This is a genomic window from Aeromonas sp. SG16 (assembly GCF_024436135.1).
In the GTDB taxonomy this organism is placed as follows: Bacteria; Pseudomonadota; Gammaproteobacteria; order Enterobacterales; family Aeromonadaceae; genus Aeromonas; species Aeromonas jandaei.
The window spans coordinates 67,972-86,797 of the sequence record NZ_JANFNW010000004.1; the positions used below are offsets into that span (position 1 = coordinate 67,972).

The following is an 18,826-nucleotide window of genomic DNA, read 5'->3' on the forward strand; positions in this document are numbered from 1 at the left end:
GGTGAGCGAGTCATTCTGGCTGCGCACCCCTTGGGGGAAGGCGACTGGGGGACAGTGGCGCTATGCCCTGCGCAACGCGCTGGCCATGTGCCTGTCGCTCTGGCTGGCCTTCGTGCTGCAGCTCGACTCCCCCTACTGGGCGATGAGCTCGGCTGCCGTGGTGAGTTTTCCCACCGTGGGCGGGGTGATCAGCAAGAGTTTGGGGCGGGTGGTTGGCAGCCTGATGGGGGCGATGGCGGCGGTGGTGATCACCGGTCTTGGCATCAGCGATCCCTGGCTGTTCAGCTTCCTTATCGCCCTCTGGCTGGGCTTGTGTACCTACATCTCCAACCACTATCAGAACAACGTCTCCTACGCCTTCGCCCTCGGCGGTTACACAGCCGCCATCATCGCCTTCTCCTGCGTCAATGTGGCGGATCCCCACCATATCTTCGATATTGCCCAGGCGCGGGTGAGTGAGGTGATCATCGGTATCCTCTGCGGCGGTCTGATGATGATGATCCTGCCCAGCACCTCGGACAGCGAAACCCTGCTGGAATCCCTGCGCAAGAGCCAAGCTCGCCTGCTGGAACATGCCCAGCTGCTCTGGCTGGGGGAGATGACGCCCGAGGTTCGCAGCTCCCACGAAGGGCTGATCGGCCAGATCCTCACCATGAACGTGTTGCGCATACAGGCGGTCTGGAGCCATCACCGGCTGCGGCGCCAGAACCGGCTGCTCAACTTCCTGCTCCATCGCCAGCTGCGGCTCATCAGCCTTATCTCCAGCCAGCGCCGCATGCTGCACAACTGGCCTGAGCAACCGGCAGGCATTCAGGCGCTGCTCGCCACCCTGCTGGCCGAGCTTGGCAAGCCGGGGTGCGACAAGTATCGGGTTGCGAGGTTGCTGGCTCCCCTGATGCCGACCGGCGAGCATGATTACCGGTTACGCACCTTTTTGCTGCGGCTGCGCCACTTCTGCTGGAGCTATCTGGAGTGCCAACGCTGGCTGGAGCGGCTTGCCCGTTACGACGATCAGGAGTGGCCGGCGCCGCCGCACCACTCTTCGCTCACCAGCCACACCGACACGCTGGAGGCCGCCTACAACGGCGGGCGTACCTTCCTCTGCGTGCTGCTCGGTTGCACCTTCTGGATCAACAGTCAGTGGGATGCGGGCAGCTCGGCGCTCACCATGCTCTCCATCTGCTGCGTGCTCTACTCGGCGACCCCGGCGCCGGCTCAGGGGGCCAACACCATGCTCAGAGCGATCCTGCTGCTCAGCCTCATCTGCTTTGCGGTCAAGTTTGGCCTGATGATCCGCATCGACGACTTCTGGATCTTCTGCCTCTTGCTCTTTCCGGCGCTGCTCACCATGCAGCTCTGCAAACAGCAACAGGTGCGGCAGGCGGGCCTCTGGGGCCAGATGATCGTGCTGCTCGGCTCGTTTCTCGCCATCACCAATCCGCCCAGCTACGACTATCAGCAGTTCATCAACAGCAGCCTCGCCCAGATGCTGGGGGTGATGAGCGCCGCGCTGGCGTTTCAGCTGCTGCGACCCAGCTCGGATCGGCGCAAGAGCCGCCGGATTATCCGCTCCCTGCGCCGCCACTTCATGGAGCAACTGGAGCCAGCCCCGCGCCAGAGCGAGAGCCAGTTCGAGTCGCTGATCTACCACTGCATCAGCCAGCTCGGCCAGAGTCAGGATCAGACCGCCCGCCTCTGGGTGCTGCGTTGGGGCGTGGTGCTGCTCAACTGCAGCCATATCGTCTGGCAGCTGCGCCAGTGGCGCGGTGACGATCACCCCCTCTATCTGGTGCGCGACAACTGCATCCGTTGCCTGAAGGGGATCCTCACCGAGCAGGGGGTGCAGCACGCCTCCCTCGACCGCACGCTGGCCGAGCTGCAGCGGATCAGTCAGGGGCTGGCCAACCATGGCGATGGCACGGCGCGAGAGCTGGCAGGCATGGTGTGGCGGCTGCAAAGTTCGCTCTCCCAGCTGCAACAGGCGCTGCCGGGCCCCGCCGAAGGGAGCTGAAACAGCCTTGGGAGGGGCACAATCCCCTCCGGATCACCCTTTCCCGCAGCCAAGTTTGTCCAATACCCTCCCAACGAGTAAGATTCTCCCCAAACGTCAATTCGCAAGGCCCTCCATGTCTACTCAATACAATGCGGATGCCATTGAGGTCCTCAATGGCCTTGAACCGGTGCGTCGCCGCCCCGGCATGTATACCGACACCACCCGGCCCAACCACCTCGGCCAGGAGGTAATCGACAACAGCGTCGATGAAGCGCTGGCAGGTCACGCCCGCAATCTGGAGGTGATCCTGCATGAAGACCAGTCCCTCGAAGTGATCGACGACGGCCGCGGCATGCCGGTCGATATCCACCCGGAAGAGGGGGTCAGCGGGGTGGAGCTGATCCTCTGCAAGCTGCACGCGGGCGGCAAGTTCTCCAACAAGAACTACCAGTTCTCCGGCGGTCTGCACGGGGTAGGTATTTCGGTGGTGAACGCCCTCTCCGATCGGGTCGAGGTGACGGTACGTCGCGACGGTCAGGTCTATGACATCGCCTTCGAGCGTGGCGAGAAGGTGCAGGAGCTGACCATCACCGGCACCTGCGGCCGCCGGAACACCGGCACCCGGGTGCGCTTCTGGCCGCAGGCGAGCTACTTCGATTCGCCCAAGTTCTCGGTCACCAAGCTGGAACACCTGCTCAAAGCCAAGGCCGTACTCTGCCCCGGCCTCACCATCAAGTTCCTCGACAAGAACACCGGCATCAAGCTGGAGTGGTGCTATGAAGATGGCCTCAAGGATTATCTGGTCGATGCGGTCAAGCAGTTCACCTGCCTGCCGGAGCAGCCCTTTATCGGTTCGTTCAGCTCCGAACAGTCGGCGGTGGACTGGGCACTCTGCTGGTTGCCGGAAGGGGGTGAATGCCTCGCCGAATCCTATGTGAACCTCATTCCCACCGCGCAGGGCGGTACTCACGTCAACGGTCTGCGTCAGGGTCTGCTCGACGCTATGCGAGAGTTCTGCGAGTTCCGCAACCTGCTGCCGCGCGGGGTCAAGCTGACTCCGGAAGATATCTGGGATCGCTGCGCCTACATCCTCTCCATCAAGATGCAGGATCCGCAGTTCGCCGGTCAGACCAAGGAACGCCTCTCCTCCCGCCAGAGCTCGGCGTTCGTCTCCGGCGTGGTGAAGGATGCCTTCAGCCTCTACCTGAACAGCAACACCGAGCTGGCAGAGCAGATCGCCGAGATCTGTATTAGCAGCGCCCAGCGCCGGATGCGTGCCGCCAAGACGGTGGTGCGCAAGAAGATTACCCAAGGCCCGGCGCTGCCCGGCAAGCTGACCGACTGTGGCTGCGCCGACCCCATGCAGGGCGAGCTGTTCCTGGTGGAGGGTGACTCCGCGGGCGGCAGTGCCAAGCAGGCGCGGGATCGCGAGTTTCAGGCCATCATGCCGCTGCGCGGCAAGATCCTGAACACCTGGGAGGTGGAGGCCGGTCAGGTGCTCGCATCACAAGAAGTGCACGATATCTCGGTTGCCATCGGGCTCGACCCCGACTCCAACGACCTCAGTGGCCTGCGCTACGGCAAGGTGTGCATCCTCGCGGATGCGGACTCGGACGGTCTGCACATCGCCACCCTGCTCTGCGCCCTCTTTGTGAAGCATTTCCGCGCACTGGTGGAGAAGGGCCATGTCTATGTCGCCATGCCGCCGCTTTACCGGATCGATATCGGTAAAGAGGTCTACTACGCCCTCGACGAGGACGAGAAGAACGGCGTGCTGCAGCGGGTCGAAGCCGAGAAGAAGAAGGGCAAGGTGATGGTGACCCGATTCAAGGGCTTGGGTGAGATGAACCCGAAACAGCTGCGGGAAACCACCATGGATCCCAACACCCGCCGTCTGGTGCAGCTCACCATGGATCCGGCAGGGGAGAGTGAAGGGGATGCAGCTGACGAGACCCTGCAGCTGATGGACATGCTGCTGGCCAAGAAGCGGGCGAGCGATCGCCGCGAGTGGCTCGAAGAGAAGGGCAACCTCGCCATCATCTAAGCCGTCGGCCGGCCCTGTCGGGGCCGGCAAGCATTTAGCCGGAGTCGCCCTGTGGCGGCTCCCGAACCGAAAGAGAAAATCACATGAGTGATGCTATCGAGCTCAGTCTGGACGGGGTAGAGCGCCAGCCAATGCGCACCTTTACCGAACAGGCTTACTTGAACTACTCCATGTATGTCATCATGGATCGGGCCCTGCCGCATATAGGCGACGGCCTCAAACCGGTGCAGCGGCGCATCATCTACGCCATGAGCGAGCTGGGTCTGTCGGCGCTCTCCAAGCACAAGAAGTCTGCCCGTACCGTGGGTGACGTGCTGGGTAAGTACCACCCCCACGGCGACAGCGCCTGTTATGAAGCCATGGTGCTGATGGCCCAGCCCTTCTCCTACCGCTACCCGCTGGTGGATGGTCAGGGCAACTGGGGTGCGCCGGACGATCCCAAATCCTTCGCTGCGATGCGTTATACCGAAGCTCGCCTGTCGCGCTTCTCCGAGCTGCTGCTCTCCGAGCTGGGTCAGGGCACGGTGGAGTGGACGCCGAACTTCGACGGCACCATGAAAGAACCCGTGGTGCTGCCCGCCCGTCTGCCACACATCCTGCTCAACGGGGTGACCGGTATCGCGGTGGGCATGGCGACCGACATTCCGCCCCACAACGCGCGGGAAGTGGCCTACGCCTGTGCCGAGCTGCTCGACAACCCCAATGCGGGGCTCGATGTGTTGATGCAGCACATTCAGGGGCCGGACTACCCGACCAACGCCGAGATCATCACCCCGCGCGACGACATCCGCAAAATCTACGAGACCGGCAAGGGCTCCATCAAGCAGCGGGCGGTCTGGAGCGAGGAGGATGGCGACATCGTCATCACCGCGCTGCCCCATCAGGCCTCCGGCGCCAAGATCATGGAGCAGATTGCCGCCCAGATGGTGGCGAAAAAGCTGCCGATGGTCACCGACCTGCGCGATGAGTCTGACCACGAGAACCCGACCCGTCTGGTGATCGTGCCGCGCTCCAACCGGGTGGATGTAGAGGGGCTGATGGCCCACCTGTTCGCCACCACGGATCTGGAGAAGAACTACCGGGTCAACCTCAACATCCTCGGCCTCGACAACCGGCCGCAGGTGAAGTGCCTCAAGACCATCCTCAGCGAGTGGATCCAGTTCCGCCGCGAGACCGTGCGTCGCCGCCTGCAATTCCGCCTCGACAAGGTGCTGGCTCGCCTGCACATCCTCGAAGGCTTGCTGATCGCCTATCTCAACATCGACGAAGTGATCGAGATCATCCGCACCGAGGATGAGCCGGGCAAGGTGATGGTGGAGCGCTTCAACATTACCGAGACCCAGGCCGAAGCGATCCTCGAGCTGAAACTGCGCCATCTGGCCAAGCTCGAAGAGTTCAAGCTGCGCGCCGAACAGAACGAACTGGCCGAAGAGCGCGACAAGCTGGAGCTCATTCTGGGCTCCGAGCGCCGCCTCAACACCCTGCTCAAGAAAGAGCTGCTGGCCGATGCCGAGAAGTACGGCGACGATCGCCGCACCCCGCTGGTGGAGCGTGCTACCGCCGTGGCGCTGACCGAGAAAGAGCTGGTGCCGAGCGAACCGGTCACCGTCATCCTCTCCGACAAGGGGTGGGTGCGCGCCGCCAAGGGCCACGACGTGGATGTCGAGGGGCTCTCCTACAAGGCGGGGGACAACTACCTCACCCACGCCTTTGGCCGCAGCAACCAGCAGGCGGTGTTCCTGTCGAGCTTTGGTCGCACCTACTCGCTGGAGGCGCACACCCTGCCCTCCGCCCGCAGTCAGGGCGAGCCGCTCACCGGCCGCTTTGCGCTGGGCGCCGGTGAAGAGGTGCGTCATCTGGTGATGGGTAACGAAGGCGAGCCGTATCTGATCGCGAGCGACGCCGGTTACGGCTTTGTCTGCACCTATGACGACCTCATCGGCAAGAACAAGAACGGCAAGGCGCTGCTCACCGTGCCGGAAGGGGGTCTGGTGATGGCACCCCAGAAGATTGGCTCGCCGGAGACCGATCTCTGCATGGCCATCTCCAACGAGGGGCGGATGCTGCTGTTCCCGATGAACACCCTGCCGGTGCTCGGCAAGGGCAAGGGCAACAAGCTCATCAGCATCCCCTCTGCTCGGGTCAAGGCGCGGGAGGAGTTTGTGGTGATGGCCGCCGTTATCCCGCAGGGCCAGTCGGTCACCCTGTTTGCCGGCAAGCGCAAGCTGACCCTCAAACCCTCTGACCTTGACTACTACCGCGGCGAGCGCGGCCGCCGCGGCGCCAAGTTGCCCCGCGGTTTGCAGCGTGTCGATCGCATCGAGATTGAACCCGCTGCCGGTGCCGAACCGGCAGCCGGGGAAAATCAGGAAGGGTAATTAATATAGAAGGGCACGAAAGTGCCCTTTTGGCTAGATAAGTTAGCTTGTGAAAATGACAGCATTATTTTTTTAATAGTAATTTTTTTAATTCTGATGGATGTAATGCAGGCGTGGTTTTGTGTAACATTTTGTGGCAATTAGAGCAAACTACTCGTACATCCTCTATTTTGGTTGGGAGATCAAGGTCTCTTTCTGATAGGGGATTGATATGATGACATTCAATAAATTCCAATCCTAATTCGCCATATGTCTCTTCAAAGTTAAAGTTACATACCTGACAGTTATATCCATATGTTTTTCTTGCATCTAAAACTAGTTTTTTATTTCTTTTGAAAAAAGTTGCCTCACGAAAATCTCTGCTTCCTTCATTATATTCTTCATCTATATCTGATTCATTTAAACTCAATGGTTGGGGCGGCAAAGATATACATGCTTTTTCAAGTAGGGTTTTTACATACTCAGATGCCCCACCGAAACGTAGCAATCGTTCATTTTTTACCCTGTAAACATTCCCGCTGGGTCTGAAATTAGGTAAGTAATCCACATCTAATTTAAATTGCGTCCAATTTAAATTGATTTTCTGAGTCTTGAAGAAAAATATATATGGGAAATGAGTACTTCCCCATAAGAAATGGGATAGTTCAAGTAGCTGTTCTTTAGGGAAGAGTTTCACATGGCAAAGGACGGGGATTTCCTCTAAGCCACCAGTGCTTTTTATAAGTAGCATGAAATCGTTATAAGCTAGTTGGTTTATTACACTTTTAGCCCCTAATGGTACTCCCCATGCATTACACCATCCATCTGGGAACTCATTTAATAATGACTCACCAATTGATTCTCTTAGTTCCATTGGGCATTGTTCGACTATATCTGATATGGCTATGTCACTATAAATAGTTTTTGGGAAGTCAGTGTTGGCACCTTTTAATCCAACATCATGAAAGAACAACTGCATAATACCCTCCTAGGGACTGAATACTATGAGGGTATCGTAATCAGGCGATCACGAAAACAAGTTGTAGGTATTCCATTGGTGCTCCAACGGCTCTCCATAGCCACCGGGATTGCGGTGCAGACGATTACGCTTCGCTAATCGACCCTACTCGCTCCTGCTTGATTTAACGCTCTGCTGCTTGTCGGTGGCTTCTGTTGTGATGGTTTGCTCCCCTCATCCCCGACCCTTCTCCCCTTATCTATGGCAAAGAGTGGGAGAAGGGAGCAGAGATCGCAGCCATTGATAGTGACCGTGGTATGGCGTGATAGCTAAGGGTGACAGCTATGGCTACAGGTTGGCAGGCGCTGGTTCCCTCTCCCCTTGGGAGAGGGGAGGTAACCGAAGGGTGCAATGAAATTGCACCGCTATTGAATCCGCGAGGTTGCCGCTGCAATGGGCCGGGTTTGTTGCACCTTTCAGCAATATAAGGCGGCAATAAAAGGTGGCGAACTGGCCGCCACCTTGAGGGTGATTAACGCAGGCTCAGCAGGTCATAGATGACGGGATTATCGGCGCACTGTCCCGCGCCGCACTCCAGCACGGTAGAGATCAGGTTTGCCGCAATCAGCAAGACAAACAGCAGGGAGGCGATACGCCCCCAGTGCGCCAGATCCAGCTTGGGTAGCGTAATAGCGAGCCCGTCCCGCACCATCAATATCAGGGCGACAGCCAGGATGATCAGCAGGGCGCTGACCAGCGACCAGCTATAAAAGTGCAGCCCGAGAAAGGTGGAACCGTAGCCGGGGTCGCCGGGCAGAATATGCAGCAGTACCTGCCGGGCGCCGATCATGGCGGTGGTCAGGGCGCCGACAATCACGATGCCGTAGTGGGCTCCTTTTGCGCCAAATTGCAGGTTGAACATAAAGCCGAAACCGGCGACGACCAGGCCGACCCGCTGCAATAAACACAAGGGGCAGGGGAGTTCGGCCAGATAGAGCTGGTAATAGAAGGCGACGATCAGGGTCAGACAGATGCCCGCCAGCCCCAGTGTATCGAGCAGCTGGGGCAGGTCACTCTTCGCGGTGGTGGCAGAGGTCGAAAGGCTCATGGCGGGCTCCTAGAACGAGAGGGTGAGCGGGTCGGTCACATGGTGCATAAAGGAGAGCAGGGTCACCACCAGCAACAGAGCCCAGAGCAGATAGGAGGCGCCGCGCTTGTTAAGCAAGATGCTGATCCCCGTTATCAGCGCCAGCAGGAAGGGTAAAAACATATACATCTCATCTCTCCTTATCGTGGTGAGCCGGGCTCACAAGGCTTTGAGTATATGGCGGGCGGCACAGGGCGCCCCGGCTAACAGCCGTCGCTATATGGCTCCGACTTCACTCATCGTACCCCTGTCGGCGGGAAATACCTACCGGGCTGCTGACGTTGTGTCGATTCCCCTTACCCCCGATCTGCGCGATTGTTTCATCAGTGCGACAGTAAAAAATAGATTGGCTTCTTTGGTGCAAAAATAACCATTGGCGTAGCACCGCCAGCCTGAAACGAACCCGCCATGCCGCCAAAAGCAGAGGCCCCGCCATCCATGATTGCGGGGCCATTTTCGAGGCGATCAGCAGGCGCAGACGTGGCGCCAGCGCTGCTCATAATCGAACTGTTGAAACTCCTCCTTGATAAATTCGATAAACACTCTGGTCTTGGATGGAATAAAGTTTCTGTTCGCATAGGCCATGCCGATGGAGAGGTCAGGCAGTGTCCAGTCGGTGAGTACAGGTTTAAGACGCTGGCTGCGCAATTCGTCATAAATGGCATAAACGGGCTGTGCCAGGATCCCCATGCCGTTTTTGGCATTGGCGAGCAGGATCTGGGCGTCGTTGGACTCAATGGTGGGAGTGGTTGGCACCCGTAATTTTATCGAGCCCTTCATCATGGTCAGCTCTCCGGGATTGTGATAGCTGTAGAGCAACAGTTGGTGTTTTTTCAGATCGTGCGGCGTTTCCGGTTCGCCATAATGCTCAATATATTCCGGAGAGGCCGCCAGAATACGCGGTGCAGTGGCCAGAGGTTGAATAATCAGGCTGGAGTCCGGCTCAGACTCTCTTGAGCGAATACTGATATCAATATTGTTTTCGATAATATCCAGATAGCGATTATTGGCAATCAACTCGACCTGAATGCCGGGATATTTCGCCATGAATTTCGGTATCAAGGGGGAGATGACATTCAGCATCAGTGACAGCGAAGCCGTCAATTTCAAGACCCCGGTTGGCATTCCCGTTTTGATACTGACTTCATCGATGGCTTCTCGCATCTCATTCAGCGCTGTTTTGCAGCGGGCATAAAACTGCTCACCGATTTCAGTGACAAACAGGCGCCGGGTCGTTCGCTCGACGAGCCGTGCATTGAGTCGCTGCTCCAGTGCGGCCAGATGCCTGCTGGCTGCAGGGTTGGACAAGCCCAGTGCATCTGCGGCCTTGCTGAGGCTCCCCAATTCGACCACCTGCACAAAGACTTCATATTCAGTCCATCTATCCATGGATTCTTCCTGATTTTATAAAAGAGATTTCCTGTTATTGCATTTATCATCTCCTGCCGGATTTGTACTATGGCCCCGTCTGGCAGTAACAGATATTCCATGCATCATATTTTCTAGTTAAATTGGATGTCAATTAATAAAACGGGGGTCGCCTGTGAGCAATAACGTCGATACAGTCATTAATTACTTTAAATATTGCGTAGATGGCAAGGATGTTGAACGGGTGAGTGAATATTTCTCGGAAGATCTTTGTATATTCAGACCTGACTGCGCAGAGCCTATTACCACCCTTGAACAATTTAAAAAGTCATTGTCAGCCTGTGTGGTCGACCGTTATGAGTCTATTGAAACCTCCTTTCAGAAAATAATGAGCTCGGAAGACGAGGTATTCGTTGCATTGACCCACGTCGCCAAAGGCTCAAATACCTGGAAAGGATTCGATGTCACCGGCAAGGATGTGACCTGGAGTGCCTTGACCTATTTCAGATTCAACGCCGAGGGCAAGGTGGTGGAGGAGATCGTCGAGCGCAACGAGCTGGCCATGGCCAAGCAGCTGGGGATCGTTGACTTCGCCTGAAACAGGGGTGACTACTGATTTCAGGTCTGAACTATCAGAGGAAAGCCAAGGCAGTGCTACGGCTCGGTCTATTGCCTGACGGTCAGTAAAAGAGGGCCCCGCAACCGGAGTTGCGGGGCCCTTGCTCTTGCCTGTTGGTCACGCCGCCATTATTGCAGGCGGTGCATGCCCATCAGACGGGGATTGCTGTCGCCGCCGGTTGCGGGGTGATTTTCGAGGCGATCAGCTGGCGCAGGTGGGGCACCAGCAGTAGCAACACCAAGCCGCCCGCCATCGAGCCCCAGCCCAGCATGTTGAACACCGAGCTGTAGCCCGGGTTGGTGGCCACCGGAGAGCTGCCGATATTCTGCGGCATGGCGCTGGAGACATAGCCCGCCAGCACGGAGGCAACGCCGGTCACCATCATCCAGCAGCCCATCAGCAGACCTTGCAGGCTGGCGGGGGCCAGCTTGCCAATCATGGCGTAACCGATGGGGGAGATAAGCAGCTCGCCAAAACTCTGCAGCACATAGCTGATGGCGATCCACTTGAAGGCGACCAGCCCGTCGGCCCCCGCCAGATGGATGCCGAGCGGCAGCACCAGCATGCCGAGCCCCATGCAGAACAGGGAGGCGGCAAACTGGGAGGGGATGTCGATATTCCAGCCCTGTTCGCGCAGTCGCTTGAACAGCAGCGCCATCAGCGGGCCACCGATAACGATGACGAGGGTGTTGATGTTCTGGATCCACTGGGGGGCGACCCGCAGCCCGAACACGTTGAGGTTGATGTTGTGCTCGGAGAAGAGCATCAGCCCCATGGGCGCCAGCTGGTAGAGCGACCAGAAGATGAGGGATCCAAGGGCGAGGATCAGGTAGGCCACCATGCGGCTGCGCTCGGCGGCGTCCGGGTGGCGGGCGGTCATCACACAGAGCAGCACCAGCACCACGGCACCCAGGATCAGCACGAAGCTGCCGCTGAAGCTGGCGTGGGTCAGCAGCAGACGCAGCGCCGGCACCAGCATGGCCAGAATGGCGATCCCCGCCAGCATGCGGCGGTAGAAACCGCTCCCTTTGACATGACGCAGCGGGGTGCTGATATCCGCCAGAATGGGCCAGCAGGCGAAGGTGGCGATGATGGCGATGATGTTGCCCAGCGTCGCAAACAGGAACAGGGTGCGGTAATCCTCGGTGAGCTGGAAGTAGCCCGCCACCGTGAAGCCGATAAAGAAGCCCAGATTCATCCCGGCGTAGTTCCACAGGAAGGCGCTCTCGCGGCGGTGATCATCTGGGGCAAAGCGCTGGGTCAGCATCATGTTGAGGCAGGTGACGTTGAGGCCGCTGCCGGTGAGGAACATGGCGAGCCCCCAGTAGAGGCCGGTGATCCCCATCTCGGCGATGAAGTAGCAGCCGATCACCTGCAGCACCATCCCCATCACGAACAGGTTGCGGTTACTGAGGTAGCGCCCGCCGAGATAACCGCCAAACAGGTGCAGGCCATAGTTGAAGGCCCCGAAGACCCCCATCATGGCGTTGGCCTGGGATTCACTGAAGCCGAGCCGCTTGGTGGCGTAGAGCACCAGCGTGGAGTAGAGCACGGCAAACCCCAGGGTCGAGAAGGTCTGGATAAAGAACAGCGCCCCGGAGCCGGGGGGAATGGTGGGGTGTTGATTCGAAGCGCTCACGGTCTGTCTCCTGTGAGAGAAGAAAGTCATAACTCGTCCTGAGAGCGTACCGGTCTGCTGCCGGCTAGCCTTATGCGCTTCCATGCTGGTCTGAAGGCCGGTCTGTCATTTAGCGGCCAGCTCGATCAAATTGCCATACCTTAAATTTAATCTGGCGAGATTAATTGTCTTTTATTGATCTATTCCGGTTTTTTATGCGGTTTTGGCTGCTGAAAAGCTGGCGCTGGCTGGGTAGGTATCAGAGTGAGCGGGGTTGAATGGAGCCTATTTTGGCCTGAGCTGATTTGATAGTGAGATCGCCATCCCGCTTTTGGCTGCTCTTTCGCCATTGCCGCCAGCATGTTGAGTGGCAGCTTATTTATTCAGTTTCACCCTTTGAGTGAATAAATATTGAAAATGAGGGCTTGATCAGAACCTGATGATATGGGGAATTTTTGAGCGTTTCATCGCAGGGGCTAATATATATTCTTGTTGTAATAACGTGGTACAGATTAGTTTCGGCAGATAGGTGACTTAAGATAGCCTGATAATATATCAATCAGAGAGTTTTGGGGCTGTGAATCGTGATGCTGCCCTTTATGAAAATATATTTTATTTGCTCTCTTTGAGTATTTTCATCAGAGATGAAATCTGATTATGGTGAGAACAGCTCGTAGTCCGGTGTGATAATAGAACCTTTCCGATAGGTCATATAGACAATAGTCCCTTCCTCATCGACCATGGCATATGGCCATTTTCCGTTGGCTCCGTACATGGCCACATAGAGTGGGTTGAAATAATCTTGAGTCTGCCCAGCCGGGTCATACGGGAGTCGAACATGATAGATTGGATATTTACCATCGTTACATAACTCGACTTTTTTTAATATAACGCCTCGTTCCAGTAATACCTTTCTGGTCGGATGTTGCCAATTTTCCAAATCTACATTTTTACAATTATTGGCGACTTCTCGATAAAGGCGGGTATCTGACAGTAGCGGAGTATTGGCGCTGATAAGTATTAAAAGTGGCAGCAGCATAAAAATCTGACCTGTATTACGACCGGTTTATTCAGCCCTGAATCAGGGGCGCAGTATAGCTGCGAACAAGGTTTGAATGAAGCCATCTGAACTGGTTGCATCCCGATTTGTTACGTCAATCGTGGGGGGCTGATGACGTAGATAGAACAACGCCCGGCGGGCCGGGCGTTGGGTCATCCCACATGGGGGGCAACAAAAGAGGCGGCGAAGCGCGCTCTAGAAGTTGTGGTAGAGCGGCCAGCCGAGCAGCGGGTGCTTGAGACCGGCGCGCATCTCGATGTTGTCGAGCTTCTCCGGCGAGGCATTCTCTTTTTGCAGCAGCTGGTACTGGCGCACAAAGCCGAGGGTGTGGAGCAGGTTGGGCACAAAGCCCGGGCTCAGCTCCTGGCGCAGGGCGGCGGCCATGTCGGCGGGCAGCGCGCTCAGCATCAGGGCGAGCTGGGCGGCGAGGTAGTCGGTGTCATACCAGCCCTCGTCGAGCTCAATCTCCCGCGCCAGTTTGCGCTTGAGATCCTGCTTCACCTTGAGCGGGGCGGCGCCACTGCCCTTGCCGCAGAGGATGCGGTAGAGCAGCGCTTCGGCCAGCTTGTCCTCCATGGTGGGGTGGTCGCTCTCACAGGCGAAGAAGTGCTGGTCGATGAGCTCCATCAGGCGGCTCTTGTTGTGCTCGGTCAGCGCCTTCTCGTACTCCTGCCACCCTTGCCACTCCTCCACATCGGGCGGGCTCGAGATCTTGTCCAAGAGGCGCGCATCCACGTCACCGTAGAGGCTGTTGCCAGCCTGCTTGGGGCTGACGGTAATGAGCATCGACCAGCCCTTCTGGAACGGCTTGATGGGACCTTCCGGCGCCTGCAGCAGCACCAGCGCCTTGGCCGGATCCCGCGCCGAGAGCTCCTGCAGGCCGAGGCTCACCACGCCGATGACGTCGTGGGCCGCCTGCTCCAGCAGGTGCATCTTGTACTTGTTGTAGTACTTGTCGGCGAATTTGAGGCTCATCAGCACCGCCTTGCCCTTGATGGCGGCGAGCTGTTGCTCGGTCAAACGTTCATTGTCGCGGCCAAAGCGCAGCACCTGGGTCAGAAAGGGGCCCTGGTTGGCATCGCGAATGACTAACTGCATGAATGGGCTCCTTAATCCAGAAAGCTGAACATGTCATCGACGTCGCCGTACTCGTCTTCCTCGACCTTGTTCTTCTCTTTGGCCTGCATCACCAGCTCGGCGGCAAACTTGTTGATGATGCCATCCCAGGTGGAGTGCTCGTTGCGCAGCAGCGCCTTGATGGCTTTCTCCACCTCGGGGGCCAGCTCGCGAATGAGCATCAAGAGGCTGCGCGGGTCATCCAGCGCGTAGTCGTGGACATCCTCGCTCTGCTGGCGCTCGCTGTAGCGCAGGGACTCTTCGAGATCTTCCTCTTCGGCGTGCAGCACGTCGCGATAGCCTTCGTCCTCTTCATAGCGATCGCCGCGATAGAACTCGATAAAGGGGATGGCGAGGTAGAAGAGACCGGCCGGATCTTCGGCCACGCACTCGAGGATCTCGCGCTGCTTGGCTTCGCTATCCTGGGTGCGGATCAGGTAGTTGAGGAAGTCGAAGGTGTGCTGTTGCAGCTCGTCGGCGTTGTTCTTGATCGCCTCTTCCCAATAGAGCGGCTGCTGGCAGACGATGTCGCGGATCCGCTCCGGGGTCATCAGCTCGGAGATGATGGAGGGGAAGGAGATATCGTGCTGGCCGTTAATCTGGGTCAGGGTAACGATATCAATGTTTTCAATCACTTCTGCCAGCTGGTCGTCAGACATGGTCTTGGCGATCAGCTCGAACTTCTCGCTGGCCTGCTTCGGCTCGATAACGGCCAGCTCTTTGATCTCGATGGCGGTAATTTCTATCAGACTGTTGCTCATGCCTTGCCCCAATTAGAAACGGACTTCGTCGTACATATCCTGATCGCCGTCGTCATCACCATAGCGGTCACTGCCGCCATGGTAGTCGGCGTCGGCATCTTCCCCGTCTTCATCTTCTTCGTCGCGCAGCTCATAGTCGTCATCGCCGCGGTGGCTGCCGCGCGGCAGCGGGTTATCGAGCAGGAACAGCACGGCGCAGGCTTCCATCAGCTGATCTTCGCTCTGGGCCCGCACCGCCTTGACCAGCGGCAGGGCGGCGTTGTTGAAGCCGACGCTCACCTTGAACTCGTCCCAGCTCGGCTGCTCGCCGCTGGTGAGCCACTTGTTCCACTGCGACTTGGCCTTGGCCGGGAACTGCACCCGGCCATAGAGAGCCAGCGGCAGATACTCGGGCATAAACTCCAGCATGCTCATATCGGCCAGCAGCAGGCTCTTCATCTGGTCGGTGAACTGTTCCAGCCCCTTGGGGTCGTCCTGATCCCGGTAGGATTCGATGTTTTCGCTGGCATCGCTTTGCAGCGACTTGAGCCGCGCCTGGTCCCATCTCTTTTGCATAGTTGCTCTTTCTGCCTGCTGTTTCAGGGGTAGAACTGATCCCACATCTCCCGCATGGCGGAGGCGGGGTCGGTCACGATGACGTTGTTGAAATCCTTGATAAAGGCGGCCCGCTGCTTCGGATCGGACAGCACTTCATAAGCCTGCTTTACCTGGTGCAGCTTGATGGCTGCCTGCTCTTTCTCTTCTTCACTGGCCCCGTGCAGCTTGTCGGGGTGGTACTGGTTCGACAGCCGACGATAGGCTTTCTTGATGTCGTTTTCGCTGGCGTTGGACTTGACGCCCAGCACCCGAAAGTAGTTGTTCATGGCAGATCCTGCATCACTGGCATCATAGGATTCACGCTGCGAGTGCCTGATGGTGGGGATTGGCAAACCAGGCACGGCAAAAACCCGTTATTTTAACGGAAACAGCCCGCCAACGCGATGAGTTGGGCGATCAATTAACGGGCGAAATGAAGAGGGGTCAGTTGAGTGCCTATTGTTGCCAGTCGGTCTGGCCAGTGCAAGGGCGGCGGGGCAAAAGCGATGAAAAAACGGGCAGGAAAGGGGCGGGCGGCAGGCCGGGGTAAGACTGCCACCGCAGGGGTTACTCCTCCCAGAAGGAGGCGGAGGTGTGGTAGATCATCTTCTTGCTCATCCCGCCATCGACCACCAGATTGGCGCCGTTGATAAAGTCGTTGCGGGGATCGGCCAGAAAGAGGCAGGCGCGGGTGATGTCGTCGGGGCGCCCGACCCGGCCGCTCGGGTGCTGGCGGTGATCCGCCTCGGTCAGGGTGTGGTAATCCTCCGCCTGGATCCAGCCCGGACTGATGGCATTGACCGTGACGGGGTAGTCGGCCAGCGAGTTGGCGAGGGACTGGGTGAGAGCGACCAGCGCCCCCTTGGAGGTGCCGTAGGCATCCCAACCCGGTTCGTTCTGCTGCCAGCGGGTGGAGGCGATATTGATGATGCGGCCATAGGGCAACCCGCGGTTGGCCTGCACAAAGGCGCGGGCGCAGAGCATGGCGCCGCGCACATTGACCGTCATCACCTGATCGAACTGGGCTGCGCTCAGCTCCTCGAAGCGGGTGTGGAACTTGCTGATGGCGCCGTTGTTGATCAGCAGATGGATGCCGCCGTGCTGCGCGCGCACCTCGGCAAAGAGACGCGTGATAGCCTGCTCGTCCCGCAGATCGAGCGGATGAAAGTGGATTTCGGGATGGTCGAAAGCGTGAGGGGCCAGATCGGTGGCGATCACCCGATAACCCGCCTCGGCCAGCCCGATGCAGAGCTGGCGGCCAATCCCGCCAGCGGCGCCGGTGACCAGCGCAATTTGGGGTTGGTTGGTCAGCTCGTTCATTGTGCCGCTCCATTGCGTGCCCGCAGCACCTTGATGAGGGCCGACACCTCCTGCTGACCAAACCCTTGCGCCACCCCTTCCTCAAACAGATCGGCGGCAAAGCGCGGGAAGCGGCTGTCGATCCCGGCATCGGTGGCATGACCGGCGAGGCGGCTGATGGCGGCGCTCCAGGTTTTCAGGCTGGCGTAGGGGTGATCGAAATCGCCGCTCGCCAGCGTCTTGCCAAGGTGGGCCACATCGCCACCGAGAATGGGGGAGAGCTCGCTGAACTGGGCGCACACCTTGGCCACCGGTAGCCCTTCCGCCTCGCAGATCAGCGCGCCGTGCAGGGCTCCGAGCAGACCACCGGCAAAGTAGGCGGCGACGGCACAATCTTGCGCCGCGGCGGCGCCCACCGCCTCGGCCACATGGTCGAGGGTAGGGGCGAGCAGGCGCAGCACCGGCTCGGCGTCGCTAAAGGCGGTGCTGGCCCCCGAGCAGATGATGCTGGCGTCAGTGGTGCCGATCTGACCCGGGAAGCAGAGAATGGCGCCATCGAGATAACGGGCGCCGCGGGCGTGGCTCCAGCTCTCCAGCGCTCTGGCCCCCTGCGGGCTGCCGGTGGAGAGCTGCACCAGCAGCTTGCCCGCCACCGCATCGCTCGCCTCATCCAGCAACTGCTGGCTGACAGCGTAGTTATCGACGCAAACAAGGGTGATATCGCTTGCGGCGATGGCCGCGCCAACCGAGGGGGCGAGTGTCGCACCCAGCGCTTGCAGCGGGGCCGCCTTGGCGGCGCTGCGATTCCAGACGGTGACCGGATGGCCCGCCTTGAGCAAGGTGGTGGCGAGGGCGGAGCCCATGGCCCCGAGGCCGATGACAGAGAGATGGCGCATGATGGCTCCTGACGGTGTTGATAGACGCTGATATAGAAAATTGGGATGCCTTGTGGCAGGTAAGCCACTATATTTGCCCCGTGTTGCCGTGAAAAATGGCTTTTATGACTGTCTGGTATAGGTGAATTCTATGGATGTGCGAACCCTACGTGCGTTTGTGGCTGTCTTCGAGGATCGCAACATCACGGCGGCGGCCACCCGCCTCTTCATTACCCAACCCACCCTCTCCACCACCATCAAGACGCTGGAGGATGAGCTGGGGGTGACCCTGTTTGTGCGGCAGGCGCGCGGGGTGGAGGGGACCGAAGCGGCGCACCGGCTCTATCCCCGCGCCAAGCGGCTGATCGCCGATACCGACTCCCTCGCCCGCGAGTTTCGTGAAACCTCCCCCTGTCTGGAGGTGACGGTGGGGATTGAGGCGGATCTGGGTGATGGCGTGGTGGGGGCGCTGGTGCAAGGGGCGCTCGCCCACGAGGAGATCCTGCTGACCCTGGAGGAGGGCTGCTGTGGCGATGTACGGCTGGGGTGCGAATCCCTGCGTTGTGGCGACGAGCTCTTTATCCCCCTGCTGGAGGAGGAGTTCGTGCTGGTGCTGCCACCGGATCACCCGCTGGCAGGCAAGGGGGCGCTCACCCCGGCAGCGTTGGCGGACGAGCCCTGGGTCACCTGTCCGCGCCACGACTCCCACCTGCGGCTGATCGCCATCCTCGGCAATCAGGCGCCCCTCTACCCACGGCGGGCAGGGTCGCTGCGACTGGCGGCTACCATGGTGGCCGCCGGGGCGGGGATCGCTTGGTTGCCCCGTTCGCTTTGTCCGCCCGGTTGTGCGGTCGCCGAGCTGGCGGCCTCTTCCTTCAAGCGGCGGGTGGGGCTCTGCTACGCCCCCGATGCGTTGCGCTCGATAGCGGTCACCGCCCTGCTGGAGCAGGTACGCGGGATGCAGCTCCCCACCTGATGTCGGGATAAAAAGGTCGTCATAAAAAAGGGCCATCCGGTGGGATGGCCCTGTTGCAG

17 protein-coding genes are annotated in these 18,826 nt (G+C 58.8%); 5 read left to right on the forward strand and 12 right to left on the reverse strand.

From position 1 onward, the window contains the following. Nucleotide 1 precedes the first annotated feature (1 nt). The 3 genes from NOM67_RS12065 (at nt 2) to parC (ending at nt 6,415) form a co-directional block, all read left to right on the forward strand. Nucleotides 2-2,011, forward strand: coding sequence for an FUSC family protein (locus tag NOM67_RS12065; RefSeq protein WP_255937325.1), 2,010 nt, complete (start codon nt 2-4; stop codon nt 2,009-2,011). A 115-nt stretch (nt 2,012-2,126) separates the two neighbouring features. Then, the gene (gene parE / locus NOM67_RS12070) at nt 2,127-4,037 is read left to right on the forward strand and encodes a DNA topoisomerase IV subunit B (RefSeq protein WP_139474464.1); all 1,911 of its coding nucleotides are present in this window, start codon (nt 2,127-2,129) and stop codon (nt 4,035-4,037) included. Nucleotides 4,038-4,120: 83 nt separating this feature from the next. Continuing rightward, complete coding sequence (parC, locus tag NOM67_RS12075; RefSeq protein WP_069554656.1) at nt 4,121-6,415, forward strand: DNA topoisomerase IV subunit A; 2,295 nt, start codon at nt 4,121-4,123, stop codon at nt 6,413-6,415. Nucleotides 6,416-6,479: 64 nt separating this feature from the next. Here the strand turns inward: parC and NOM67_RS12080 are convergent, their stop codons facing one another. From NOM67_RS12080 to NOM67_RS12095, 4 genes are all read right to left on the reverse strand, one after another. Continuing rightward, entirely contained in the window at nt 6,480-7,373 is an 894-nt protein-coding gene (locus NOM67_RS12080; RefSeq protein ID WP_255937331.1) for an HNH endonuclease, read from the reverse strand. Between the two features lie 511 nt (nt 7,374-7,884). Then, nucleotides 7,885-8,460, reverse strand: a complete 576-nt coding sequence (locus NOM67_RS12085; RefSeq protein WP_255937333.1) for a disulfide bond formation protein B — start codon at nt 8,458-8,460, stop codon at nt 7,885-7,887. A gap of 9 nt (nt 8,461-8,469) precedes the next feature. Further along, complete coding sequence (locus tag NOM67_RS12090; RefSeq protein WP_005343116.1) at nt 8,470-8,628, reverse strand: DUF5993 family protein; 159 nt, start codon at nt 8,626-8,628, stop codon at nt 8,470-8,472. A gap of 336 nt (nt 8,629-8,964) precedes the next feature. Then, nucleotides 8,965-9,888 carry a LysR family transcriptional regulator gene (locus NOM67_RS12095; protein ID WP_255937337.1) on the reverse strand — a complete coding sequence of 308 codons (924 nt, stop codon included), beginning with the start codon at nt 9,886-9,888 and terminating at the stop codon, nt 8,965-8,967. Nucleotides 9,889-10,042: 154 nt separating this feature from the next. Between NOM67_RS12095 and NOM67_RS12100 the strand changes: the two genes are divergently transcribed. Next, a complete protein-coding gene (locus NOM67_RS12100; protein ID WP_198505729.1) occupies nt 10,043-10,465 on the forward strand; it encodes an ester cyclase in 423 nt (140 codons plus the stop codon). Between the two features lie 172 nt (nt 10,466-10,637). Here the strand turns inward: NOM67_RS12100 and NOM67_RS12105 are convergent, their stop codons facing one another. The 8 genes from NOM67_RS12105 to NOM67_RS12140 all read right to left on the reverse strand — a co-directional run bounded on the left by NOM67_RS12105 (nt 10,638) and on the right by NOM67_RS12140 (nt 17,812). Then, entirely contained in the window at nt 10,638-12,125 is a 1,488-nt protein-coding gene (locus tag NOM67_RS12105) for an oligopeptide:H+ symporter (protein WP_255937339.1), read from the reverse strand. A gap of 634 nt (nt 12,126-12,759) precedes the next feature. Beyond that, nucleotides 12,760-13,143 carry a hypothetical protein gene (locus tag NOM67_RS12110; protein ID WP_255937340.1) on the reverse strand — a complete coding sequence of 128 codons (384 nt, stop codon included), beginning with the start codon at nt 13,141-13,143 and terminating at the stop codon, nt 12,760-12,762. A gap of 216 nt (nt 13,144-13,359) precedes the next feature. After that, a complete protein-coding gene (locus NOM67_RS12115; protein WP_255937341.1) occupies nt 13,360-14,262 on the reverse strand; it encodes a hypothetical protein in 903 nt (300 codons plus the stop codon). An 11-nt stretch (nt 14,263-14,273) separates the two neighbouring features. Further along, a complete protein-coding gene (locus tag NOM67_RS12120; RefSeq protein WP_005335887.1) occupies nt 14,274-15,041 on the reverse strand; it encodes a hypothetical protein in 768 nt (255 codons plus the stop codon). A gap of 12 nt (nt 15,042-15,053) precedes the next feature. Continuing rightward, a complete protein-coding gene (locus tag NOM67_RS12125; protein WP_040067053.1) occupies nt 15,054-15,596 on the reverse strand; it encodes a hypothetical protein in 543 nt (180 codons plus the stop codon). A 23-nt stretch (nt 15,597-15,619) separates the two neighbouring features. Continuing rightward, complete coding sequence (locus NOM67_RS12130; protein WP_255937377.1) at nt 15,620-15,904, reverse strand: DnaJ domain-containing protein; 285 nt, start codon at nt 15,902-15,904, stop codon at nt 15,620-15,622. Nucleotides 15,905-16,184: 280 nt separating this feature from the next. After that, complete coding sequence (locus tag NOM67_RS12135; protein ID WP_255937379.1) at nt 16,185-16,937, reverse strand: SDR family NAD(P)-dependent oxidoreductase; 753 nt, start codon at nt 16,935-16,937, stop codon at nt 16,185-16,187. Beyond that, a complete protein-coding gene (locus tag NOM67_RS12140) occupies nt 16,934-17,812 on the reverse strand; it encodes an NAD(P)-dependent oxidoreductase (protein ID WP_255937382.1) in 879 nt (292 codons plus the stop codon). Before NOM67_RS12140 ends, NOM67_RS12135 begins: the two co-directional genes overlap by 4 nt. Nucleotides 17,813-17,942: 130 nt before the next feature. Here NOM67_RS12140 and NOM67_RS12145 point away from each other — a divergent pair, with 130 nt between their 5' ends. Further along, nucleotides 17,943-18,767 carry a LysR family transcriptional regulator gene (locus NOM67_RS12145; RefSeq protein ID WP_255937384.1) on the forward strand — a complete coding sequence of 275 codons (825 nt, stop codon included), beginning with the start codon at nt 17,943-17,945 and terminating at the stop codon, nt 18,765-18,767. Nucleotides 18,768-18,826: the final 59 nt, after the last annotated feature.